The following is a 23,641-nucleotide window of genomic DNA, read 5'->3' as shown; positions in this document are numbered from 1 at the left end:
TGTTTGCGCTGCGCGGTCGCTATTGCGTGCGGCGCGCGCGCACCAGCTTGAGGACACCGGCCCCCACTACCGGCACGACCGCCGCCGCCAGGCCCACCAACACGATGGTGTTCAGGTGATCGCGGATGATCGGGATATTGCCAAAGAAGTAACCCGCCGCCACCAGGCTGATCACCCACAACAGCGCGCCCATGATGTTGAACAGCTGGAAGCGCGCCATCGACATCTCGGCCACGCCCGCCACGAAGGGCGCGAATGTGCGCACCACCGGAATGAAGCGCGACATCACGATCGTCTTGCCGCCGTGCTTTTCGTAGAACGCGTGCGTGCGCATCAGCGCACCGCGGTCCAGAAAGCGCAGGTTCATCGAGAACACCCGCGGCCCGATGTAACGGCCGATGGCGTAGTTCAGCGAGTTGCCGGTCACGGCGGCGACGATGAGCAACACCGACATCAAAACGGGGTCGATATGCCCTGTCGCGCCAAAGGCCCCGGCGATGAACAGCAGCGAGTCGCCCGGCAGGAAGGGCAGCACGACCAGCCCCGTCTCCGCAAAGACGATGAGAAACAGCACCAGGTACACCCACACGCCGTACTGCTCGACCCAAAGGCCAAGCGTCTGGTCGATGTGAAGCACCATATTGAAAAACTCAAGCATTGAAGCGGCCCTGATATCCGAGTGGAATTTGTCAGCGACTATAGCCGACCGGGGCATGACGCTAAAATCGTCCGCACTGCTACATAAGATCTGGGCCTCATGACCGAACGTCGTTCCATCCTTGCGCTTCCCGACCTGCTGATCAGCCAGATCGCCGCTGGCGAGGTCATCGAGCGCCCCGCGTCCGTGCTCAAGGAAATCCTTGAAAACGCCATCGACGCGGGCGGGCGCGCCATCGAGGTCCGCCTCGAAGGCGGCGGCATCCGGCGTATCGCCGTCACGGACGATGGCGGCGGCATTCCGCCCGAGGAACTGCCCCTGGCGCTGGCCCGCCACGCCACCAGCAAGATCCGTTCGCTGAACGAGCTGGAATCGGTCGCTTCCATGGGGTTCCGCGGCGAAGCGCTGGCGTCCATTGCGTCGGTCGCCCAGGTGTCCATCATCTCCCGCACCCGCGACGGCGATCACGCCTGGCAGATCGACGCGGGCAGCATGCAGGTCGGCCCCGCGTCCGGCCCGCCCGGCACCACGGTCGACGTGCGCCAGCTGTTCGACGCCGTGCCGGCCCGCCGCAAATTCCTGCGTTCCGAAGCCACCGAGTTCGGCCATTGCGTCGACGCCATGGAGCGCATCGCGCTGGCGCATCCGCAGATCGCCTTCCGCCTGTTCCACCACGACCGCGCGCAGCGCCAATGGCTGCCGGCCGACCCGCCGCAGCGCATCCGCGACGTGCTGGGCGCCGAATTCGCCGAGCACGGCCTGCTGCTGTCGCATTCGGTCGGCACGGTCAGCCTGGCCGGCATGATTACCCGGCCGACCGCCGCCCGCGCCCGCGCCGACCGCCAATACCTCTACGTGAACGGCCGCTACGTGCGGGACCGCACCGTCAGCCACGCGCTGCGCTCGGCCTATGCCGACGTGCTGCACGGCGACCGTCAGCCCGCGTACGTGCTGTTCCTGGACATCGACCCCGCCGCCGTGGACGTGAACGTCCACCCGGCCAAGCACGAGGTCCGTTTCCGCGACAGCGGCGCCGTGCACCGCTTTGTCTCGCACGCGGTCAGCCAGACGCTGGCCCAGATGGGCGGCTCGTCGGCCGTGGCGCCTGCGGGGCACGCTGAAGACGCCGAATTTGAAACCGTGGCGCGCCCGGCGGGCGACGCGACCTCGACCGACTCCGCCGCACCGGCTTACCGGCCGGCCTCGCCGTCCACGACGGAATCTCCGCGCCCGGGCTACGGCGGCGTGAATGGCGGCTACGGCAGCACGATTGGCGGCAATGGCGGCTTGAACGGCGCCGCGGCTGGCGGCTCGAATGCCGGCGCTTACCCTGGCGCAAGCGGCGGCCCGGGCAACGGCGCCGCCTACGGCCTGCGCCCCTCTCCCGCCCCCCAGCGCCCGCACACCCAGGTCCCCTTCCGCCTGCACGCCGAACCGGCCGGGATCCCGGCCGCCGACTGGCAATCGCTCTATCGCCCGCTGACCGACGACACCACGGCCCGCACCGCGCCCCTGCGCGAACCGGCGCCCGCGTCCGCCGCGTTACCGGCCGACGAAGAACACCCGCTGGGCATGGCGGTGGCGCAGCTGCACGGCGTCTACATCCTGGCGCAGAACCGCCGCGGCATGGTGCTGGTGGACATGCACGCCGCGCACGAGCGCGTGGTCTACGAGCAGCTCAAGCAGGCCCTGGACGCGCGCAGCCTGCCGCGCCAGGACCTGCTGGTGCCCGTAGTGTTTCACGCGCAGGAAAAGGATGTGGCGCTGGTCGAGGAGTTCGAAGAACAGTTGAACGACCTGGGTTTCGAGATGCGCCCGTCAGGCCCCACGTCCATCGCCGTGCGGTCGGTGCCGGCCATCCTGGCGCGCGGCGACATCGAAACCCTGGCCCGCGCCGTGCTGCGCGACCTGGGCGCCGTCGGCGTGTCGCGACTGCTCACCGAACAGCGCAACGAACTGCTCTCGACCATGGCCTGCCACGGGTCCGTGCGCGCCAACCGCAAGCTCACGCTTGAAGAGATGAACGGCTTGCTGCGCCAGATGGAAACCACGGAACGGGCCGACCAGTGCAATCACGGGCGGCCCACCTGGGTGCAGTGGTCCATGTCGGACCTGGACAAGCTCTTTCTGCGCGGACAATAGCTTGTCGTCTTCCCAATCTCCCGCATCGCTCCCGGTCATCTGCCTTGCCGGCCCCACCGCGGCCGGCAAGAGCGCGTCCACGCTGGCGCTCGCCGAACGCTGGCCGCTCGAAATCGTCAACGTGGATTCGGCCACGATCTACCGCGGCATGGACATCGGCACGGCCAAGCCGTCTGCAGAAGAGCAGGCCCGCGTGCCGCAGCACCTGCTGGACATCCTGGATCCTGCCCAGTCGTATTCGGCCGCGGAATTCCGCGCCGATGCGCTGCGCCTGATCGGGGAGATTCGCGCGCGCGGCCGCATTCCGCTATTGGCGGGCGGCACGATGATGTACTACAAGGCGCTGCGCGACGGCCTGGACGATCTGCCGCAGGCCGATCCTGCCCTGCGCGCCGAACTGGAAGCGCGCGCCGCCCGCCTGGGCTGGCCCGCCCTGCATGCCGAGCTGGCGGTGCTGGACCCCATCACCGCCGCGCGCCTCGCGCCCAACGACAGCCAGCGCATCCAGCGCGCTCTGGAAATCTGCCAGTTGTCCGGCCAGCCGATGTCGGCGCTGCTGCAGCGGGCCGAGCGCAAGCCGGACGACGGCGCCAACCGGTATCTGACCATCAGCCTGGAACCCTCGGACCGCGCCGCGCTGCACGCGCGCATCGAACAGCGCTTTGACGCCATGCTGCGGCAAGGCCTGCTTGACGAGGTGCGCGGCCTGCACGCCCGCGCCGACCTGCATCCCGGCCTGCCGTCGGTGCGGTGCGTGGGCTACCGGCAGATGTGGGCGCACCTGGACGGCGCGATCGACCTGGATACCGCCCGCGAACAGGGCATCGCGGCGACGCGGCAACTGGCCAAGCGCCAGATCACCTGGCTGCGCGCCCAGCCTGAGCGCCTGATCGTGGACTGCCTGGCCGCCGACGCCGTCGCGCAGACGATCGACGCCGTGGCAGTGGCGCTGGCGGATTGACGGGCGGCAACACTTCCTGATTCGAGGGTGTCTCTCGATGGTGTCTGACACCCCCTGAGACAGCACCGCAGGATGAAGTCGGTCTCGTTGGGGTGTCAGACACCTTCGAGAGCGTGGTGCCCGGGCGACCGCTCGCGACACAAAAAAAAATGACCGCCATCACGGCGGTCATTTCATTTCAGCGCTATCGCCGCGGCATCACACCACGAAGGTCTGCGCCATGCCGGCTTCCTGGGGAACGATCTCGCCCAGCTTGCTGACCGTCTCGCCCTGCTCGCGCAGCGTGGCGGCGATGGCGTCGGCCTGGGCCGGGTCCACCACCAGCACCATGCCGATGCCGCAGTTGAAGACGCGGTACATCTCGGTGTCTTCGACGCCGCCCTGCTCCTGCAGCCACTGGAACAGCTTGGGCATTTCCCAGGCGTCGCGGTGCAGCTTGGCGGCAAGACCGTCCTGCAGGATGCGCGGCACGTTGTCCAGCAGGCCGCCGCCCGTGATGTGGGCCAGACCCTTGATGTCGGTGCCGTGCTTGGCCAGCGCGGCCAGCACCTGCTTCACGTAGATGCGGGTCGGGGCCATGACCACGTCCACCATCTTCTGGCCGTGGAAATCGTCGTCCGGCTTGGCGCCGGCGCGTTCCAGGATCTTGCGCAGCAGCGAGTAGCCGTTGGAGTGCGCGCCGCTGGACGCCAGGCCCAGGACCACGTCACCCGCCTTGATGGACTTGCCGTCGATGATCTTGGACTTTTCCACCGCGCCCACCGCGAAGCCGGCCAGATCGTATTCGCCGTCCGGGTACATGCCCGGCATTTCGGCGGTTTCGCCGCCGATCAGGGCGCAGCCCGACAGTTCGCAGCCCTTGGCAATGCCGCCCACCACCGCCGCCGCCGTGTCCACCGACAGCTTGCCGCAGCCGAAGTAGTCCAGGAAGAACAGCGGCTCGGCGCCCTGCACCAGGATGTCGTTGACGCTCATGGCGACCAGGTCGATGCCGACCGTGTCGTGGCGGTTCCAGTCGAACGCGAGACGCAGCTTGGTGCCCACGCCGTCGGTGCCGGAAACCAGCACCGGCTCCTTGTAGGTCTTGGGCACTTCGAACAGGCCGCCAAAGCCGCCGATACCGGCCAGCACCCCGGGACGCATGGTGCGCGCGGCAAGGGGTTTGATTCGGTCGACCAGGGCGTCGCCTGCGTCGATGTCGACACCGGCGTCGCGGTAGGTCAGGGGGGCTTTAGGTTGGTTCGTCATGAGAAATGCCGTGGGGTATGTAACAATTGCTGGGATTTTGGTGGAACGCCCTGCATTTTACGATGACGCGGGCACGGACAGGCGCGTAAGGCGCAAACCCACGCCAGGCCGAGCGTTCCGACGCGACATCAGCGCCCCAGGTGGTTTAAAGTGTAGGGTTGGCCGGTATTGATTTTGCCAGTTTCTACATGGCCCTTGCATCACCGATTTTTCTTGGCTTTTTTTCCTGGCTTTTTGTGGCGCCCCGAATTGGCTATTCCGGCGCCTTTGAAAATGGCTCTTCCGGCGCCCCTGAACATGGCTATTCCAGCGCCCCTGAAAAGCCCGATTGCTAACTCTCATGAACCGCCAGCTGCTGCTTGACGTTCTCCCCGCGCCAGCGCCATCGCTGAACAACTACATCGCCGGCCCCAACGGAGAAGCGGTGGCGGCCGTGCGTGCGCTCAAGCCCGGACGGGCCCTGTACATCTGGGGCGCCGCCGGCTGCGGCCGCACCCACCTCTTGCGCGCGCTTACCGCCCGGCCCGATGCCGTCTACGTAGACCCCGCCAACGGCGAAAACATGCTGCGCCGCCTGGCCGAGGCTGATTCCAAATCGCCCATGCCCAAGTTCGTGGCGGTCGACGACGTGCACCGCATGGACGACAGCCGCCAGGCTGCCCTGTTTGCGCTGTACAACCGGTGGCGCGAATCCGCCGCCACGCAGCGCGCCTTTGCGCTGGCGCTGGCCGGCGACCGCGCGCCGCTGTCGATGCCGCTGCGCGAAGACCTGCGCACGCGACTGGGCTGGGATCTGGTGTTCCGCCTGGATCCGCTGTCCGACGCCGACAAGCTGGCCGCGCTGTCCGCGCAGGCCGCCGAACGCGGGCTGCATCTGGCGCCCGAAATCATCAACTGGATGCTCACGCACCACGAACGCGACATCCGCAAGCTTGCCGCGTTGCTCGACGCGCTGGACCGTTATTCATTGGCCACCGGCCGCCCCATCACCCTCCCCCTGCTGCGCGCCATGCTCGCAGATCCTGATTCACAACGCACATGACCACCCGACGTCTCGCCCTGTTCGACCTGGATCACACCTTGCTGCCGCTCGACAGCGACTACCAATGGGCCGACTATCTGGCGCGCACAGGCCGCGCGGGCGATCCCGTCGAAGCCCGCCGCCTGAATGACGATCTGATGGACCGCTACAACCGCGGCGAACTCACGGCCGAACAGGCCGCCGAATTCATGCTGGGCCTGCTGGCTGCGCATTCGCCGTACGACCTGGCCGCCTGGCACGAAACCTTCATGGGCGAAGTCATCCGCCCGTCCATCACACCGGCTGCCCGCGACCTCGTCGACAGCCACCTCGAAGCCGGCGACCTCTGCGCCATCGTCACGGCCACCAACAGCTTCGTCACCGCCCCGATCGCCCGCGCCTTCGGCGTGCCCCACCTGGTCGCGACCGACGCCGAGTACCTGCGCGGCCGCTACACCGGCCGCATCCTGGGCACGCCCAGCTTCAAGGAAGGCAAGGTCGTGCGCGTCAACGACTGGCTCGCCGGCATGGGCCTGGGGGTTGCGGATTTCTCCGAATCGTTTTTCTATAGCGATTCGGTCAATGATGTGCCGCTGCTCGAAAAAGTGACCCGTCCAATTGCCGCCAACCCCAGCCCCACCCTGCGCGCCATCGCACAGGAACGCGGCTGGCAAGTGATCGACCTGTTCGACCACATGGAAGATTCGAAGTCCTAAATGATCACTGAAACCATAAGAAAATTCGTCGGCCGGCTCTTCGCGCCGACACCCAAGGGGCCGTTGCGCATCGCGCGCGACAAGCACGGCATCGATCGCCGCAACGTGTCGCGCCACGCCATCAAGGTGTGCGAGGTGCTGCGCCAGCACGGCTACGAAGCCTATATCGTGGGCGGCGCGGTGCGCGACCTGATCGTCGGACTGGAGCCCAAGGACTTCGACGTAGCCACCAACGCCACGCCCGAACAGATCCGCCCGCTGTTCCGCCGCGCGCGCATCATCGGCCGCCGCTTCCAGCTGGTGCACGTCGTGTTCGGCCAGGAAATCATCGAGACCTCCACCTTCCGCGCGCCCGCCTCGGAAGACCAGGAGACCGACGAGCACGGCCGCATCCTGCGCGACAACGTCTTCGGTTCGCAGGAAGAAGACGCCAAGCGCCGCGACTTCACCATGAACGCGCTGTACTACGACCCGCACAACGAGGAAGTCATCGACTACCACGACGGCGTGGCCGACCTGAAGAAGCGCCAGATCCGCATCATCGGCGACCCCGTCAAGCGCTACCGCGAAGACCCGGTCCGCATGCTGCGCGCGGTGCGCTTTGCCGCCAAGCTGAACGGCACGATCGACCCGGCCACGCGCCAGCCCATCAGCACGATGGCCGACCTCATCGAAAACGTGCCGGCCTCGCGCCTGTTCGACGAGATGCTCAAGCTGCTGACCTGCGGCCATGCCATGGACTGCCTGCGCCAGTTGCGCGCCGACGGCCTGCACAACGGCCTCTTGCCGCTCCTGGACGTCGTGCTTGAGCAACCCGGCGGCGAACACTTCGTGGAACTGGCGCTGGAACGCACCGATGCGCGCGTGCGCGCTGGCAAGACCATCAGCCCCAGCTTCCTCTTTGCCGCGCTGTTGTGGCAGCAGGTGGACGTGCGCTGGAAGCAGCTGCGCGCCCAGGGCGAGCACACCATCCCCGCGCTGTCGACGGCGGCGGACTCGGTGCTGGACGAACAGACCGAGAAGCTCGCCATCCAGCGCCGCTTCTCGTCCGACATGCGCGAAATCTGGTTCATGCAGCCGCGGTTCGAGCGCCGCATGGGCAAGACCATCTACCGCATGATCGAGCAGCCGCGCTTCCGCGCCGCCTGCGACTTCCTGCAGCTGCGCGCCGCCGCCGGCGAGTTCGACAGCGTGCTGGCGCAATGGTGGATGGATCTGGCCAATGCCGACGACGACACCCGCGCCGAGATGATCGAGGAAATCTCGCGCCAGCCGCGCGAAGCCTCCGATGCGGCCACGGGCACGGCCTCTCCCGCGCGCCGGCGCCGCCGTCCGCGCCGCAGCGGACCGCGCAGCGCGCCCGCCGGCGAGTAACCCCATGCCGCAGCCGTCCGTGCGCGCCTATGTCGGCCTGGGCGCCAACCTGGGCGACAGCGCGGCCACCCTGCGCCAGGTCCTGGCGCAGTTGCAGGCCACCCCGGGCGTCACCGCGGTAACGGCCTCACCGTTCTACCGCAGCGCGCCGGTGGACGCCACCGGCCCCGACTTCATCAACGCCGTGGCGGCTGTGGACACCGTCCTCGCGCCGCTGGCATTGCTGGACGTCCTGCAGGCGCTTGAAAACGAACACGGCCGCCTGCGCCCCTACCGCAATGCCCCCCGCACCCTCGATCTGGATCTGCTGCTGCACGGCGATACGCGACTGGATGACGCGCGGCTGATCCTGCCGCATCCCCGCCTGCATCTGCGCGCCTTCGTGCTGCTGCCGCTGCGCGATCTTGCGCCCGGCTTGGCCGTGCAAGGACAGCCGCTTGACGCATGGATCGACGCGATCCACGATCAGCCGATCGAACGAATCGCACCCTGAGCGCAGGATCAGCAGCGCGGCGCAATGCGCGCCTGCGGATTCGCGCGGCACATTGCGCGGCACATTGCGCGGCACATTGCGCAGCACATGACGCGACACATAGCACGACACATAGCGCGACACATGGCGCGCCGCGTGCCAGCCCTCACGCCTTCGGCGTAAACGCCATCATCGCCCGCTCGACGTCTTCCACCCCCGGCAGCCCCGCCTCGTTCCCCAGATGCTGGATCTTGTGCGCGGACGCCGCCCGCGCAAACGTGAAGTGCTCGATCCAAGGCTGATCCGGCCGCGTCAGATAGGACCACACATACGCGCCGTGAAACACGTCGCCCGCGCCCGACGTGTCGATGATGCGCGCAGCCGGCACGTCAAGCGACGGCAGCGTGTCGACGCGCCCCGTCTCGTCGTACCACAGCATGCCGCGCTCGCCGAGCGTCACCGCGCCGATGCGGCAGCCGCGCGCCTTCAGCAGATCCAGCAGCCGTTCCGGAGACAGACCTAGCTGCTCGCACATGCGCTCGGCGCACACGGCCACGTCGATATGGCGCAGCAGTTCGTCGGTGTTCTCGCGCATGCCGCCCCCGTCCAGCGAAGTCAGCACGCCGGCCTGGCGGCAGGCGCGCGCGTAATGCAGCGCGGCGTCGGGCTGATGGCCGTCCAGATGCAGGGCGCGATAGCCACCGATGTCCAGCCGGGGGAAGTCGTTCAGGTAGCCCGCGTCGCGCGCGCGGACGATGGCGCGCTTGCCGTGGTTGGGCATGATGAACGACAGCGAGGAGCGCCGCACTTGGCGCGCGTGCAGCGTGACGCCATGCGCGGCCGCCATGTCCGAGTACATGTGGCCCAGCCAGTCGGGCGCCAGCGAGCAGATCAGATCGGGCGGCACCCCCAGCCGCGCGCAGGCAAACGCCGCCGTCACCGCATTGCCGCCGAACGAGACCGCGTAGTCGCGCGCCACGCTTTTCTGGTCGCCCGTGGGCCATTCGTCGGCCAGCACGGTGACGTCGATGTAGGTATGTCCGATGAAAAGCGCCTCGCCCATGGGCCCGCCTTGTCAGGTTGTATGCGCGGGGCGCCTCGGCGCAGGGTCTGGACGAGGCGCCGGCGCGGGATTCAGCCGCGCGCGGATTCGCCCGCCTGCGCCAGCACCAGCCGCGCCCGTGCGATGACAGGTGCGTCGACCATCTTGCCATCCAGCATGAACGTGCCCGCGGCCGTGTCGCGATGCGCGGCGATGACCCGCCGCGCCCAGTCGAGTTCCTGCTGGTCCGGCACGAAGGCGGCGTGGATGACGGGGACTTGCGTGGGATGGATGCACAGCATGCCGCCAAAGCCCATCTGCTGCGCACGGCCGGCTGCCGCGGCCAGCCCGGCCTGATCCTGCACGCCGGGAAAGACGCCGTCCAACGCAGGCGCCAGGCCCGCGGCACGGGTATGCAGCAGCACCTGCACCCGGGCGTGGTCCAGCACGGTTTCGGCGCCCGGCGTGTCGGGCGTCAGGCCCAGGTCCAGGCTGTAATCCAGACTGCCGAACGCCAGCCGCGCGACACCAGGGGTGGCGGCGATCTCGCCGGCATTGAGAATGCCCTGCGCGGTTTCAAGAATGGGAATCACGGGACAGCCGGTCTGGGCTGCGTGCCGCACCTGCATCATGCTTTCGGCCTTGGGCAGCAGGATGCCTGCCACGCCGGCCCTGCCGCGGCAGGCCTTGAGATCGTCGTCGTGCCAGGACGTGGAGGCGTCGTTGATGCGCACCCAGAGCCGGGCCTCGCGATTCAAGCCCAGGAAATCGCACAGGGCTTCTCGGGCCGACGCCTTGGCCAAGTGCTCCACGGCGTCTTCCAGGTCCACGATGACGGCGTCCGCGCCCGCAGCCAGCGCTTTGGGGATGCGTTCGGGCCGCGAGGCCGGCACAAACAGGGCGCTACGAACGACGGGATGCGTCACACAACCTCCGAGGCATGGAACTGCGCCACCTGATCCGGCGCGTATCCCAGAGATGCTAGCACCGCATCGGTGTTTTGGCCCACCGCGGGCACAGGCCCCATGTGCGCCGTGAACGCGTTGCTGGTGGCGGGCGGCAGCAGTGCCGGCAGCATGCCGGCGGGGCTATCGACCTCGCTCCAGCGCTGGCGCGCCTGCAATTGCGGATGCGCCCACACGCCGGCCATGTCGTTGACGCGCGCATTGGCGATCTGCGCGTCTTCCAGGCGTTGCGTCACCTGCTCGATGGACAGGTCGGCAAACGCGGCAACGATCAGCGCGCGCAGCGCGTCGCGGTTGGCGGTGCGCAGCGAATTGGAGATGAAGCGCGGGTCTTCGGCCAGCTCGGCCTGGCGCAGCACCTGGGCGCAGAAGACGCGCCATTCGCGTTCGTTCTGCAGGCCCAGCATGATGGTGGATCCGCCGCCCACCGGGAACGGCCCGTACGGATAGATGGAGGCATGCGCCGCGCCCGCGCGCACGGGCGGCGCGGCGCCATCAAAGGCGTAGTACATGGGGAAACCCATCCACTCGACCATGCTCTCCAGCATGGACACGTCCAGGCGGCTGCCCAGGCCCGTGCGCTGGCGCAGCAGCAGCGCGTTCAGGATGGCCGAATAGGCGTACATGCCCGCGGCGATGTCCGCGATGGAACACCCTGCCTTGACCGGATCGTCCTTCGTGCCGGTGACCGACAGGAAGCCGCTTTCGCTCTGGATGAGGAGGTCGTAGGCCTTCTTGTCCTGGTAGGGGCCGCCCTCGCCGTAGCCCGAAATGTCGCAGACGATGAGGCGCGGGTATTTCTGGTGCAGCGCCTCGAACGACAGGCCCAGGCGGGCCGCGGCGCCTGGCGCCAGGTTCTGCACCAGCACGTCGGCCGATTCCAGCAGACGGTCCATGATGCCGCCGGCTTCGTCGCGCTTGAGGTCCAGCGTCAGGCTTTCCTTGGAGCGGTTGGTCCAGACGAAGTGCGAGGACAGGCCTCGCACGCGCTCGTCGTAGCCGCGGGCGAAGTCGCCGGTCCCGGGGCGTTCGATCTTGATGACGCGCGCGCCCATGTCCGCCAGTTGGCGGGTGCAGAAAGGCGCGGCGATGGCGTGTTCCAGGCTGACGACGGTGATGCCGTCCAGCGGGCGGGAGGCCTGCATGTTCATTCGGTGAACCTCAATTCGGCTTGATGGGCCAGCGTGCCGTCCTGCTCGGCCCAGAGCTGGGCGACGCCCGGCTCGGACAGGCGGCCGGCAACCTGGAAAGGCGCGGGGGAAATCAGCGGACGCAGGCCGCGGTAGGCGAGATGCGTGAGGCGGGCCTTGGGATGCGCCCGCGCAAAGGCGGCAACCATCTCGGTGGCGATGAGCGGGCCGTGGACCACCAGGCCGGGATAGCCTTCGACGCCGGTGACATAGGGATGGTCGTAGTGGATGCGATGGCCGTTGAAGGTGACGGCCGAATAGCGGAACAGCAGCACCGACGTGGGATTGACCGTGTCGCGCCATTGCGCCTGCGGCGCCGGCTCGCTGCCGGTGAGCTTGGGCGGCGTGGGCTGGCGGTACACGATGTCCTGCTCTTCCAGGATGGCCACTTCGCCCGACTGCCGGTATTCATGCTGCACGGTCACGAACAGCAGGGAGCCGGTGCGGCCGGTCTTTTCCTTGACCTCGGCCACGGTGGACACGCGCTCGGCCGGCACGCCGACCTTGAGCGGCTGGCGGAATTCCACCCGGCCGCCCGCCCACATGCGGTTGCGGTCCTGCGCGGGCGGCAGGAAACCGCCGCGCGACGGGTGGCCATCCGTCCCCAACCCGTCCATGCCTACGGTGGAGATGAAGAATGCCCATTGCCACAGCGGCGGCAGGTCGTCGCCCTCGGCCGGCACCGGACCGCCCAGGGTGGCGGCGATACGCGCGGCGTGGCCGGGATCCATGGCGTCCGCCTTGCGTTCGCCGCTGCCGATCCACGCGGCCGGATCTGTAGATGTCATGCCGAGTTCCTCTGGTGGTGTTTTTACAGCCTGAAGCATGCCCGCAAGCCGACGGGCGTGTGAATTCGTTTTTCCTCAAGGCGGGGTTTGCTGCGCCTGAATCGGCCATCCGCGCCGGCGGCGGCCGCCGTAATATATGGCCCATGCACTTCGACCTTGCCGACCTCCGACTGTTCATCCACATCGCCGAATCCCCCAGCCTGACGCAGGCAGCCAAGCGGGCGCATCTGTCCCTGGCCGCGGTCAGCGTGCGAATCAAGGCGCTGGAGAACCAGCTCAATTCCCGCCTGCTCTACCGCGACAGCCGCGGCGTGGAAATCACGCCTGCCGGGCAGAAACTGCTGCAGCATGCGCGCGTCATCATGCGGCAGGTGGATCACCTGAAACACGACTTCCAGGAACAGGCCGACGGCGACGCCGGCCACATCCGCATCTTTGCCAACACCACGGCCGTCACGGAATTCATGCCGGACATCCTGGCGCAATTCCTGTCGGGCCATCCGGGCGTCACGGTCGATCTGCAGGAACGCCTGACGCGCGACATCGTGCGCGGCGTGCTGGATGGCACCACCGACCTGGGCATCGTCGCGGGTCCGGTGGATGCACCCGAATTGCAGACCATCCACTTCAGCACCGACCGCCTGGTGCTGGTGGTGCCCAACGGCCATCCGTTGCAGGACCAGGACAAGGTCAAGCTGGTGGACGCCGTGCGCTATCCGTTCATCACCATGCACGAAGGCTCCACGCTCGTGGCCTTCCTGCGCGACCAGCTGGAACGCGTCGGCCAGCGCCTGCCGCAGCGCATCCAGCTCTACAGCTTCGACTCGATCTGCCGCATGGTGCAGGCGGGCGTGGGCGTCGGCGTCATTCCCGACTCGGCCGCGCGCCGCTACGGGGCAGACACCAAGCTGCAAGTTGTCGAGCTGGACGAGCCGTGGGTGGTGCGCGAGCGCAAGCTGCTGGTGCGCGACATCGACGCCCTGCCCGGCTGCGCGCGCGAACTCATCGACCAGATCCAGACGCCGCAAGCGCCCTGACGTTGCGCCGCGTCATTTGCCGGTGAACGCCGGCGGCCGCTTTTCCGCGAAGGCGCGCATGCCCTCCAGGTAATCGTCGGTGTAGCCCAGCTCGCGCTGCAGGCGGCATTCCAGATCGAACTGCTGCGCCAGCGTGTTGCCGCTGGACGCCTGCAAGGCCGCCTTGGTGGCCCCATAGGCGCGCGTGGGGCCGGCGGCCAGCGTGTCCGTCACCTGCTGGATCGTTTCCGCCAGCGCCGCGTCGGGCACCACCCGCCAGATCAGACCCCAGGCCTCCGCCTGCGCGGCCGACACCGATTCCCCGAACAGCGCCGCGCCCATCGCGCGCGCCGACCCGACCAGGCGCGGCAGGAACCACGTTCCGCCCGCATCGGGCAACAGGCCGATCTTGCTGAACGCCTGCACGAAGCGCGCCGACTCCACCGCAAACACCACGTCACACGCCAGCACCAGACTGGCGCCCGCGCCTGCCGCCACGCCGTTCATGATGCACACCACCGGCACCGGCAACGCGCGCAGGCGGTTGATGAGCGGGCGATAGCACTTTTCCAGCATCAGGCTCAGATCGCGGCGCGAGCCGTCTTCGGCAGGCTTGCGTTCGCCCAGGTCCTGGCCGGCGCAAAATCCGCGGCCCGCGCCGGTGATCACGAGGCCGCGCAGGTTTTCATGCCCTTCCAGCAGGTCCAGCGCGCGAGAAAGCTCGCCGTGCATGACCTCGGTGAAGCTGTTCATGCGCTCGGGACGGTTCAGCGTAATGACGCCCACACCGCGGTCCAGCGTGAACTGGATCTGAGTAAAAGCCGGTACGTGCGCGCTCATGCCAACTCCTCCAGCACGGCCAGCTGCTCGGCCGTATCGCCCATCAATTGATCCACGACGGTCAGGCGCTTGAAATAATCGCCGACCTCCAGTTCGTCCGTCATGCCCATACCGCCGTGCAACTGCACGGCCAGCTGCGCGACCAGACGGCCGGCGCGCGCGGCTTCCAGCTTGGCCGACGCGATCATGCGGCGCCGCTGCGCCGCGTCGGATTCGGTCAACGCCGCCACCGCCACATAGGCCATGGACAGCGCGAGCTCCTTGGCCACCAGCATCTCGGCCATCCGGTGCTGCAGCGCCTGGAACGACGCCAGCGGCTGGCCGAACTGCTTGCGGGTCTTCAGGTATTCCACCGTGATTTGCAGCAGCCGCTCCATGGCGCCGGCCGCGTGCGCGCACAGCGCGGCCGTGCCCCATTGCAACGCCTGCGCCAGCGCATCGTCGGCCGCAGCGCCTTCTGCGAGCAGCGCCTCCGCGGGCAGCGTCACCGCATCGAAGTCCAGCCGCGCGCAGCGCGCGCCATCCAGCGTGGGCGTGTCCGTCACGCGCACGCCGGCCGCATCGGCCGGCACCGCCAACAGGACGGTCTGACCGTCACCACCGCGCGCGCTGACGAACCACGCATCGGCGGCCGCGCCGTGCCAGACCAGGTGTTTGGCGCCGTCCAGCCGCCAGCCTTCGGCGGTCTGCGCAGCACGGCAGTCCTGCGGATCAGCCGCATATCGCCGGCCGGGCTCCTGCCACGCCACGCTGGCGATGGCCTCGCCCGAGGCAATGGCCGGCAGCCAGCGGCCGCGTGCCGCCTCGCCGCAGCCGTCCGCCAACGCCGCGCCCATCACCGCGCTCGGGATGACCGGCTCGGACACCAGCCCGCGCCCCAGCTCGACATGCACCGGCAGCAGGCTGGCCGGCACCTCGCCAAAGCCGCCGTGGTCCTGCGAAATGGTCAGGCCCAGCACGCCCAGTTCTGCCAGCGCATTCCAGGCCTGCCGGTCCAGCGTGCCCGCGGCCTGGCGGGCGCGCCGCTGGGGAAAGGTCCATGCCTGGTCCACCAGGCGGCGCAGGCTGTCGGCCAGCATGCGCTGTTCTTCCGTGTAGATGAAATCCATGCGTCGTGTTCCTGTCGGGGTTGCGCGGCGGGCCTACACGCCCAGCACGAGGCGGGCGATGATGCCCTTCTGCACTTCGGTCGTGCCGCCATAGATCGAGGTCTTGCGCATATCGGCATAGCCGGCGCCGGCGGCGGCAGCCATCTCGGGGCCGGGGCCGTGAAAATCGTTGCCGGCCACCAGCCAGTCGGGGTCATAAGGCCAAGCGTCCGGGCCCGCGACTTCCATCTGCAGCATGGCCAGATCCTGCTGGATCTCGGACCCGCGGATCTTCAGCACCGAGGCCTCCGGCCCGGGCGTGCCATCGTTGCTGGCGGCCACGCGCAGCAGCAGCATTTCCAGCGCCATGATGTCGACCTCGATACGCGAGATGCGGTCGCGCATCCGGCTGTCCTGCAGCAGCGGCCTGCCGCGCGACTGCGCACGCGCCGCCATGTCTTTCAGGATGCCCAGCTCGCGGTGGCAATGGCCCAGGCCCGCAATGCCGGTGCGCTCGTGGCCGAGCAGGTACTTGGCGTAGGTCCAGCCCTGGTTTTCCTCGCCGACAAGATTGGCGACCGGCACGCGCACGTCTTCCAGCCAGACTTCGTTGACGTCATGGCCGCCGTCCAGCGTGCGGATGGGCCGCACCGTGACGCCCGGCGAGCGCATGTCCAGCAGCAGCATCGAGATGCCGCGCTGCGCGCGCGCATCGGGATCGGTGCGCACCAGGCAGAACATCCAGTCCGCATACTGCGCCAGCGTGGTCCAGGTCTTCTGGCCGTTGACCACGTAGTCGTCGCCATCGCGCACGGCACGGGTCTTCAGCGACGCCAGGTCGGAACCGGAGCCCGGCTCGGAATACCCCTGGCACCACCAGTCCTCCACACGGATCATGCGCGGCAGCAACCGGGCCTTCTGCTCGGCGCTGCCGTATTTCATCAGCACGGGGCCGATCATGGACAGGCCGAACGGCAGCAGCCGCGGCGCGCCCGCCTTGAAGCATTCCACTTCGAAGATCAGGCGCTGCAAGGCGTTCCACCCCGTGCCGCCATGTTCGACCGGCCAGTTGGGCGCGCCCCAACCCTGGTCGGCCAGGATGTTGTGCCACCGCACGTAGTCGTCGCGTTCCAGCCGCTGGTGCCGCAGCACCTTGGCGCGTATGTCTTCCGGCAGCTTCTCGGCGGCGAAGGCGCGCACGGCTTTGCGGAATTGGCGCTCTTCTGGCGTCCAGGTCAAGTTCATGGTCCACCTCCTTTGCCCGGTATCTAGCCACGGCGCGTACGGCCGGACAATCTGCCTCTCCCGAAGACGGGCTTCGCGTTGCGTGTAGGGCGTGCGGTCCACTACGGATTGGCAAAAGTCCTGCTTCAGCAATGAAGAATGGCCGAAGCCGTTGGCAGTGCGGACACTAGGCGCTGTTCAGCTTCACGCTTCAATCACTGGAATCCCATCGCACCATGACTGCTCCCGATCAGACGGATGGCGTCTCGCAAGGCGTCGAGGCGCAATACCGCCAGGCGCTCGACGACGGCCGCTTCCTCATCCAGCGCTGCGGCGGCTGCGACCGCGCCGTGTTCTATCCCCGCATGATCTGCCCGCACTGCGGCGCGGACAAGCTTTCCTTCACGGCGCCCGACGGCCGCGGCACCGTGTATTCCACGACTGTCGTGCGGCGCAAGCCCGAGGCGGGTGGCGACTACAACGTCGCGCTGATCGACCTGCAGGAAGGCGTGCGGCTGATGAGCCGCGTCGACGGTGTGGCGCCGGACGCCGTGCGTATCGGCATGAGCGTGCGCGCGCAGGTGATCCAGCAGGACGGCCGCGGGCTGGTCGTCTTTGTTCCCAACAAGGAGGCGGCATGACGCTGAACGAATTGCGCGGCGCTGTGGCGGTGGCCGGCGTGGGCCACGCGGGTCTCGGACAGGCCACGGGCTTTACCGAAATGGAAATCCTGGTGCAGGCGGCGCAGCGCGCCGTGGCGGACGCGGGCCTGACGATGCGCGACATCGACGGCATCTGCACGGCCAGCGTGGCCGCGCCGATGTGGGCCATGCCGGTGATCGAACACCTGGGCATCCGCCCGACGTTCATCGACAGCACCATGCTGGGCGGCTCGAGCTTCGTGGCGCATCTGATGCCGGCGCTGCACGCGCTGGCCTCCGGCCAGTGCAATGCCGTGCTGGTCTGCTACGGCAGCACGCAGCGCACGTCCACGCTCAGCCGCGCCGAGGTCGGACGCGTGCGCAAGCAGTTTGATCCGCAACCCTACGAGTCCCCCTACGATCCGCTCAACCCGCTGTCCTCGTACGCGCTGGCAGCCGCCCGGCACATGCATCAGTACGGCACCCGCCGCGAAGATCTGGCGCGGGTGGCGCTGGCGGCCAACCAGTGGGCGCAGCTCAATCCGGAAGCGCAATTGCGCGAGCCGGCCACGCTGGATCAGATTCTGTCGGCACGCATGGTGTCCGACCCCTTGAGCGTGCGCGATTGCTGCCTGGTCACCGACGGCGCGGGCGCCTACGTGCTGGTGCGCGCCGACCGCGCGCGCGATCTGCCGCGTCCGCCCGTCTATGTGCTGGGCAATGCGACGGCGGTGTGGAACCGGCAGATCTCTTCGATGGAAGACCTGACGGTCACCGCCGCGTCCGAGTCCGGCCGCCGGGCTTTCGCGATGGCGGGCCTTGCCCCCAAGGACATCGACGTCGTCGAGCTCTACGACGCGTTCACCATCAACACGTTGCTGTTCCTGGAAGACCTGGGCTTCTGCGCCAAGGGCGAAAGCAAGGAGTTCATCGCGGACGGCGCCATTGCGCCCGGGGGCCGGCTGCCGGTCAACACCAACGGCGGCGGGCTGTGCTGCGTGCATCCCGGCATGTATGGTGTCTTCATCATGATCGAGGCGGTGCGCCAGCTTCGCGGCGAATGCGGCGAACGGCAGGTTTCGGACGCACAGCTTGCGCTGGTGCATGGCAATGGCGGTACCCTGTCCAGCCAATCGACCGCCATCCTGGGCACCCAGGCAACTCTTTGATCCTGACGTATCAACCCATGTCTCACGCAGAACCCATCCCCCGCATCCACGACATCCTGGCGCTGCAGGCGCGCCGGCAGCCCGACGCCATCTGCCTGTACGAGGAAGGCGGCGGCACGGTGACCTACGCCCAGTTGTGGCAGCGGGTGCAGGACACGGCGCAATGGCTGCGCGGCCAGGGCGTGCAGCCCGGCCATCGCGTGATGATGGTGGGCGAGAACTGCACGGCGATGCTGGCGGCGCTGTTCGGGTGCGGCGTGGCAGGCGCTTGGCCCGTGGGCGTGAACGCGCGCCTGTCCGGCCGCGAGATCGACAACATCCGCCAGCACGCGCAGCCCGAGCTGGTGCTGTTCACGAGCGGCGTGTCGGCGGCGGCTGCCGCGCATGCCGCCGCGGCGGGCGCGGTCGACGCGGACGCGGCCGTCTGGGGACCGGGCGTCGCTGCCGCGCGCGCGGCCGAGCCGACGCACGCTGAAACCGGCGAGCTGGCCGGCGAGGTCGCCACGGTGATCTACACGTCAGGCACCACTGGCGCGCCCAAGGGCGTGATGGTGCCGCATCGCGGGCTGATCCACTTTGCGCGGGTGTCGGCGGCGTCACGCCGGCTGACGCCGCACGATATCGGTTACGCGGCGCTGCCGATGTCGCACATCTTCGGCATCGCGACCGTGTTGATGGCCACGCTGCACGCGGGGGCCAGCCTGGTGTTGCGCAGCCGCTTCGATCCGGAAGACGTGTTCAAGGCGCTGGCGCATCCCGGCGTCAGCATCCTGCAGGGCGTGCCGACGATGTTCAGCCGCCTGATGGCGGTGGCGCCGCCCCGCGCGGAACTGCGCGCGCCGGCCTTGCGCTACCTGTACACGGGCGGCGCGGCGCTGGATCCGACGCAGAAGCGCGACGCTGAACGCTACTTCGGCGTGCCGATGCACCACGGCTACGGCATCACGGAGTACGCGGGCTCCATGTTCATAACGGACATCGATTCGCCGCGGGACGATTGCTCGGCGGGGCATGCGGTGGACGGCGTGGAACTGCGTATCGGCAGCCCGGACGCGGCGACTGCGCCGGGCACGCGCGGCGACCTGCTGATCCGCGGTCCGGGCGTGATGCTGGGCTATTACCGCAATCCGGAACAGACAGCGCAGGCGCTGCTGCCGGGCGGCTGGCTCAACACGGGCGACATCGGCTTTGTCGACGCCAGCGGCGCGCTGTTCATCTCGGGGCGGTCGAAGGACCTGATCATCCGGTCGGGCTTCAACGTTTACCCGATCGAGGTCGAGTCGGTCATCAACGCGTTTCCCGGCGTGCGGCTGTCGGCCGTGGTGGGACGCGGCACCGAAGATCACAACGAAGAGGTCATCGCTTTCGTCGAGCCGCTGCCGGGCGCGACGATCGACACGAATCTGCTGATGCTGCACCTGCGCGCCCAGCTTGCGCCGTACAAGCGGCCGGCGCGGATCATTCCCATCGAGACGATTCCCACCACCGTCAGCGGCAAGATCCTGAAGCAGCCGCTGAAAGAAAGGCTGGCGTAGGCGCGGACAGCTGTTCCGCTCTGACGACCGGCCACCTATGCACAAGGAGACAAGAGCGTGAACATCAAGACCCTGATCGCCGCGGCCTCGGCCGTGGCCGCGTTGGCTGGCGCGCAAACCGCGGCCGCGCAGACGTATCCCGACCGTCCCATCCGCCTGTTGGTGGGCTACGCGCCGGGCGGCCCGGTGGACACGACGGCGCGTGTCTTTGCGAAGTATCTCGGCGACAAGCTGGGACAGACCGTGGTGGTGGAGAACCGGGCGGGCGCGAGCGGCATGATCGCGTCGGACGCGACCGCCAAGGCGACGCCTGACGGCTACATGCTGGGCTTTGCCGCCAGCCCGACGCTGACGATGTCGCCGCTGGTCCAGCGCAGCACGCTGTTTGACCCCCGTAAGGACTTTTCGCTGATCGGCCTGGTGGTGGATTACGCGAACGTGCTGCTGATCGGGCCGCAGATTCCAGCAAAGAATGTGGGCGAACTCGTCACCTATGCGCGGGAGCATCCGGAGGCGGTGTCGTTCGGGTCAGCGGGGATCGGGGCGTCGAATCATCTTTCAGCTGAATTGCTGAAGAAGCAGAGCCAGGCGTCGATGCTGCACGTGCCGTATCGGGGGAATTCACCGGCGATGATGGACGTGGTGAGCGGGAAGGTGACGTTCATGTTCGACATCACGAGCACGGCGATTCCATTCGTGAAAAGCGGCAAGGCGCGGGCGCTGGCGGTGACGTCGAAGACGCGCAATCCGGAGCTGCCGGACGTGCCGACGATGATGGAGGCCGGGATGAAGGATTACGAGGTGGTGGGCTGGTATGCGCTGGTGGGGCCGAAGAAGCTGCGTGATGCAGTGACGGCGCGGCTGACACAGGCGCTGTCGGAGGTGTCGAAGGATCCGGCTTTCCGCCAGGCGATGACGGAAGGCGGGTACACGATCAACGCGGGCGATTCGAAGGCGCTGCAGGCGCGGATCGACCGCGAGTACGCGTTGTGGTCGGACGTGATCCAGACCGCGAATATTCAGGCCAATTGATTTTCCCCGGAGCATCACGATGAATTCCCCGTCCGCTTTGCGAGACCAGATCCGCCTGCCTGTGATCGGCGCCCCGATGTTTCTGGTGTCGGGGCCGCAATTGGTGGTCGCGCAGTGCGCGGCGGGGATCATCGGGACGTTTCCGTCGCTGAACGCGCGGCCGCAGGAGCAGTTGCACGAGTGGATCACGCGGATCGAAGATGGACTGGCGGCGCGGCGTCTCGCGGCGCCATCGCAGAAGGTGGCGCCTTATGGGGTGAACCTGATCGTGCATCCGAGCAATCCGCGTTGGCAAGGCGACTTGGCGATTTGTGCGGAACGGCGGGTGCCGTTGCTGATTACTTCTCTGCACGCGCCGGAGGCTGTCGTGAAGGCGGCGCATGCCTATGGGGGGGTGGTCTATCACGATGTGACGAACGTGCGGCATGCGAAGCGGGCGCTGGATGCGGGGGTTGACGGGTTGATCCTGGTTGCCGCAGGGGCCGGCGGACATGCGGGGCAGATGAATCCGATTGCGCTGGTGAATGAGATACGGTCCTTTTATGACGGGCCGTTGGCTTTGTCGGGGTGCATCAGCCATGGGAAGGATATCTTGGCTGCGCAGGTGCTTGGGTGCGATTTTGCATATATGGGGACTCGGTTTATTGCTACCCGGGAGTCGCTGGCGGGGGACGCTTACCGGGAGATGGTGCTGGCTGCGCAGGCGGGGGATGTGACTTATACGGCTTACTTTTCTGGGGTGCCGGCGAATTATTTGTCAGCCAGTATTTTGGCTGCGGGGTTGGATCCTGTTGTGTTGGGCAGCAATGGGGTGACGCCGCCTCCGAATATGGATAAGAGTTCGCGGCCTAAGGCTTGGAAGGATGTTTGGAGTGCTGGGCAGGGGGTGGGGGCTGTGCAGGAGGTGTTGGCTGTTGCAGAGCTGGTGGCGCAGTTGGAGGGGGAGTATCTGGGGGCTATTGGTGCTGTGTCGCGAAGGGTTTGAGTTCTTTTGACGTCCGGCGCTTCGTCGGCCTGAGATGGTTCTTTTGGCGCCCGGCACGGCGTCGGCCTGAGATGGTTCTTTTGGCGCCCGGCACGGCGTCGGCCTGAGATGGTTCTTTTGGCGCCCGGCACGGCGTCGGCCTGAGGTGGTTCTTTTGGCGCCCGGCACGGCGTCGGCCTGAGATGGTTCTTTTGGCGCCCGGCACGGCGTCGGCCTGGGGCGCGCGGGGCTACGATTGCGGTCCGGAGCCTTCGCTCCGGACTGCCCCGTCGTCATCGTCGTTGTCGCCTTCGGCGACTGCCTTCCGATTCCCTCGGGCGCATCTACACGCCCCGCGCGCCCCAGGCCGCCGCCGCACCGGGCTCGGGTGGTTTCAGCTTGGCGGGCGCTTTGGCGGGTTGAGTTCTTGAGGTTCTTGGCTGCGCTTGCGCGGGTTTGGAGCGTCTTGCGGGGCCCGCGGCCGGTTGGCCGCGCGGGCGGCCTCCGGGCGCTTACGCGGTGTCTTGCGTTCGGGGATGGCGCTTCGCGCTTGTGGTGGCGGGTTCGTACTCTGGATGTGTTTTTGCTCGCGATGTGCGCTGGTGTAGCAGGTGTCTGACACCCTTGAGGCACACCCCCGGCATCACGACAGTCTTCGCAGGGTGTCGCAGGGTGTCAGACACCCTCTCCAAGATGACGGCAACACCGGTAAACTGCGCGGTCATGCGGCGCCGGTTGGCGGCCGGACTTGTACATCCTCTGGAGAGCTTCACACCATGATTCGATATCTGGTCCTTTCGGCTTCGCTGGCGATGGCTGGCAGTGTTGTGGCCGCGCCCTCGTTCAATTGCGCCAAGGCTTCCACGCCGGTTGAGAAGTCTCTCTGCGGCAATTCGCGGTTGGGGGATCAGGACGCTGCCATTGCGCAGCAATACAAAGCCGTGCGCGATCAACTGGATGCCGAGGCGGCCAAGGCGTTGGTTGCCGATCAGAAGTACTTTCTGGGCGTGCGCGACAGAGCGTATGCAGAGCCCTACGTGCAGAGCACGCCTTTCCAGGCGCTTACCGACACCATGCGATATCGCTTGGAGTTTCTGAAAGCGATCAATCCCAAGCCGGCCGACGGATTTGTCGGCAAGTGGAGGAACATCGAAGGCGAGATCGAGGTGACGAAGAATTCGCGTGGCGAGTTTCTGGTGGCGGCGAATTCGGCGCGGCCGTATAGCGGGAACTGGGTTTGCGATTTGAGCGGCCGGGGCATTGTGTCGGGCGACACGCTGACGGTGATCTATCAGGATGGACCGCCGTGGTCGCTGACGCTCAAGCGCCGCGGTGCAGTGCTGGTGACGGTTGAGACGCCGGCTGCCGGTGTGAAGAATGAGGGCTTTGGGCCGCCGTTTTGTGGCATGAACGGCAGTTTGTCTGGCAACTGGTTCGCAGTGCGCTGATCACCACCGCGGTTGCGCGAGTGACCTGATGCGCAATCGCGCGCATCAGGTCACTCCTCGGGTGATGTCGGCAGTGCCGACCAGCCCGGTTCATGCTGATTTTCACG

The 23,641-nt window shown here is 67.5% G+C and carries 22 protein-coding genes; 13 read left to right on the top strand and 9 right to left on the bottom strand.

What is annotated here, in order from left to right:
* Positions 1-19 precede the first annotated feature (19 nt).
* Complete coding sequence (locus AB3147_RS04775) at positions 20-658, bottom strand: VTT domain-containing protein (protein ID WP_175123266.1); 639 nt, start codon at positions 656-658, stop codon at positions 20-22.
* Positions 659-757: 99 nt separating this feature from the next.
* Between AB3147_RS04775 and mutL the strand changes: the two genes are divergently transcribed.
* On the top strand, positions 758-2,800 hold the full coding sequence (mutL, locus tag AB3147_RS04770; RefSeq protein WP_367351490.1) for a DNA mismatch repair endonuclease MutL: 2,043 nt from the start codon (positions 758-760) through the stop codon (positions 2,798-2,800).
* A gap of 1 nt (position 2,801) precedes the next feature.
* The gene (miaA, locus tag AB3147_RS04765) at positions 2,802-3,761 is read left to right on the top strand and encodes a tRNA (adenosine(37)-N6)-dimethylallyltransferase MiaA (RefSeq protein WP_367351489.1); all 960 of its coding nucleotides are present in this window, start codon (positions 2,802-2,804) and stop codon (positions 3,759-3,761) included.
* 198 nt (positions 3,762-3,959) lie between these two features.
* Here miaA and purM read toward each other — a convergent pair whose 3' ends face one another.
* Complete coding sequence (purM, locus tag AB3147_RS04760; protein WP_056320991.1) at positions 3,960-5,009, bottom strand: phosphoribosylformylglycinamidine cyclo-ligase; 1,050 nt, start codon at positions 5,007-5,009, stop codon at positions 3,960-3,962.
* A gap of 340 nt (positions 5,010-5,349) precedes the next feature.
* On the opposite strand from purM, the gene hda reads away from it, so the two are divergent.
* From hda to AB3147_RS04740, 4 genes are read left to right on the top strand one after another with little or no spacing between them, the layout of a single operon-like run.
* On the top strand, positions 5,350-6,051 hold the full coding sequence (hda, locus tag AB3147_RS04755; protein ID WP_105237474.1) for a DnaA regulatory inactivator Hda: 702 nt from the start codon (positions 5,350-5,352) through the stop codon (positions 6,049-6,051).
* Entirely contained in the window at positions 6,048-6,746 is a 699-nt protein-coding gene (locus AB3147_RS04750) for an HAD family hydrolase (protein WP_175123270.1), read from the top strand. Before hda ends, AB3147_RS04750 begins: the two co-directional genes overlap by 4 nt.
* Positions 6,747-8,120 (top strand): polynucleotide adenylyltransferase PcnB, encoded by a 1,374-nt coding sequence (pcnB, locus tag AB3147_RS04745; RefSeq protein WP_175138851.1) that lies wholly within the window; start codon positions 6,747-6,749, stop codon positions 8,118-8,120.
* 4 nt (positions 8,121-8,124) lie between these two features.
* Positions 8,125-8,613 (top strand): 2-amino-4-hydroxy-6-hydroxymethyldihydropteridine diphosphokinase, encoded by a 489-nt coding sequence (locus tag AB3147_RS04740; protein WP_367351488.1) that lies wholly within the window; start codon positions 8,125-8,127, stop codon positions 8,611-8,613.
* Positions 8,614-8,758: 145 nt separating this feature from the next.
* Here the strand turns inward: AB3147_RS04740 and AB3147_RS04735 are convergent, their stop codons facing one another.
* From AB3147_RS04735 to AB3147_RS04720, 4 genes are all read right to left on the bottom strand, one after another.
* A complete protein-coding gene (locus AB3147_RS04735) occupies positions 8,759-9,655 on the bottom strand; it encodes a sugar kinase (protein WP_367351487.1) in 897 nt (298 codons plus the stop codon).
* Between the two features lie 71 nt (positions 9,656-9,726).
* A complete protein-coding gene (locus AB3147_RS04730) occupies positions 9,727-10,560 on the bottom strand; it encodes an HpcH/HpaI aldolase/citrate lyase family protein (RefSeq protein WP_367351486.1) in 834 nt (277 codons plus the stop codon).
* Positions 10,557-11,750 (bottom strand): CaiB/BaiF CoA transferase family protein, encoded by a 1,194-nt coding sequence (locus tag AB3147_RS04725; RefSeq protein ID WP_343737119.1) that lies wholly within the window; start codon positions 11,748-11,750, stop codon positions 10,557-10,559. Before AB3147_RS04725 ends, AB3147_RS04730 begins: the two co-directional genes overlap by 4 nt.
* Positions 11,747-12,577, bottom strand: a complete 831-nt coding sequence (locus tag AB3147_RS04720) for an FAS1-like dehydratase domain-containing protein (RefSeq protein ID WP_367351485.1) — start codon at positions 12,575-12,577, stop codon at positions 11,747-11,749. The genes AB3147_RS04725 and AB3147_RS04720 overlap by 4 nt, the downstream gene beginning before the upstream one ends.
* 143 nt (positions 12,578-12,720) lie before the next feature.
* Here AB3147_RS04720 and AB3147_RS04715 point away from each other — a divergent pair, with 143 nt between their 5' ends.
* Positions 12,721-13,614 carry a LysR substrate-binding domain-containing protein gene (locus AB3147_RS04715; protein ID WP_367353516.1) on the top strand — a complete coding sequence of 298 codons (894 nt, stop codon included), beginning with the start codon at positions 12,721-12,723 and terminating at the stop codon, positions 13,612-13,614.
* A gap of 12 nt (positions 13,615-13,626) precedes the next feature.
* Here the strand turns inward: AB3147_RS04715 and paaG are convergent, their stop codons facing one another.
* The 3 genes from paaG to AB3147_RS04700 are packed head-to-tail and all read right to left on the bottom strand — an operon-like array spanning position 13,627 to position 16,766.
* Positions 13,627-14,433: a 2-(1,2-epoxy-1,2-dihydrophenyl)acetyl-CoA isomerase PaaG gene (gene paaG / locus AB3147_RS04710; RefSeq protein WP_286900358.1), complete on the bottom strand. Its 807-nt coding sequence runs from the start codon at positions 14,431-14,433 to the stop codon at positions 13,627-13,629.
* The gene (locus AB3147_RS04705) at positions 14,430-15,542 is read right to left on the bottom strand and encodes an acyl-CoA dehydrogenase family protein (RefSeq protein WP_367351484.1); all 1,113 of its coding nucleotides are present in this window, start codon (positions 15,540-15,542) and stop codon (positions 14,430-14,432) included. The genes paaG and AB3147_RS04705 overlap by 4 nt, the downstream gene beginning before the upstream one ends.
* Before the next feature lie 33 nt (positions 15,543-15,575).
* Positions 15,576-16,766 (bottom strand): acyl-CoA dehydrogenase family protein, encoded by a 1,191-nt coding sequence (locus tag AB3147_RS04700; protein ID WP_239215647.1) that lies wholly within the window; start codon positions 16,764-16,766, stop codon positions 15,576-15,578.
* Positions 16,767-16,981: 215 nt separating this feature from the next.
* On the opposite strand from AB3147_RS04700, the gene AB3147_RS04695 reads away from it, so the two are divergent.
* The 6 genes from AB3147_RS04695 (at position 16,982) to AB3147_RS04670 (ending at position 23,534) form a co-directional block, all read left to right on the top strand.
* Positions 16,982-17,386: a Zn-ribbon domain-containing OB-fold protein gene (locus AB3147_RS04695; RefSeq protein WP_239215648.1), complete on the top strand. Its 405-nt coding sequence runs from the start codon at positions 16,982-16,984 to the stop codon at positions 17,384-17,386.
* Positions 17,383-18,555, top strand: coding sequence for a thiolase (locus tag AB3147_RS04690; RefSeq protein WP_175123282.1), 1,173 nt, complete (start codon positions 17,383-17,385; stop codon positions 18,553-18,555). Before AB3147_RS04695 ends, AB3147_RS04690 begins: the two co-directional genes overlap by 4 nt.
* Positions 18,556-18,572: 17 nt before the next feature.
* Positions 18,573-20,090 (top strand): class I adenylate-forming enzyme family protein, encoded by a 1,518-nt coding sequence (locus tag AB3147_RS04685; RefSeq protein ID WP_239215650.1) that lies wholly within the window; start codon positions 18,573-18,575, stop codon positions 20,088-20,090.
* Between the two features lie 57 nt (positions 20,091-20,147).
* Positions 20,148-21,122, top strand: a complete 975-nt coding sequence (locus tag AB3147_RS04680; RefSeq protein WP_367351483.1) for a Bug family tripartite tricarboxylate transporter substrate binding protein — start codon at positions 20,148-20,150, stop codon at positions 21,120-21,122.
* Between the two features lie 19 nt (positions 21,123-21,141).
* Complete coding sequence (locus tag AB3147_RS04675; RefSeq protein ID WP_367351482.1) at positions 21,142-22,107, top strand: NAD(P)H-dependent flavin oxidoreductase; 966 nt, start codon at positions 21,142-21,144, stop codon at positions 22,105-22,107.
* A gap of 755 nt (positions 22,108-22,862) precedes the next feature.
* Positions 22,863-23,534: a lysozyme inhibitor LprI family protein gene (locus AB3147_RS04670; protein WP_367351481.1), complete on the top strand. Its 672-nt coding sequence runs from the start codon at positions 22,863-22,865 to the stop codon at positions 23,532-23,534.
* Positions 23,535-23,641 lie beyond the last annotated feature (107 nt).

Source organism: Achromobacter animicus (assembly GCF_040775605.1).
GTDB lineage: Bacteria > Pseudomonadota > Gammaproteobacteria > Burkholderiales > Burkholderiaceae_B > Achromobacter > Achromobacter animicus.
This window is presented reverse-complemented; position numbering and strand designations above follow the sequence as displayed.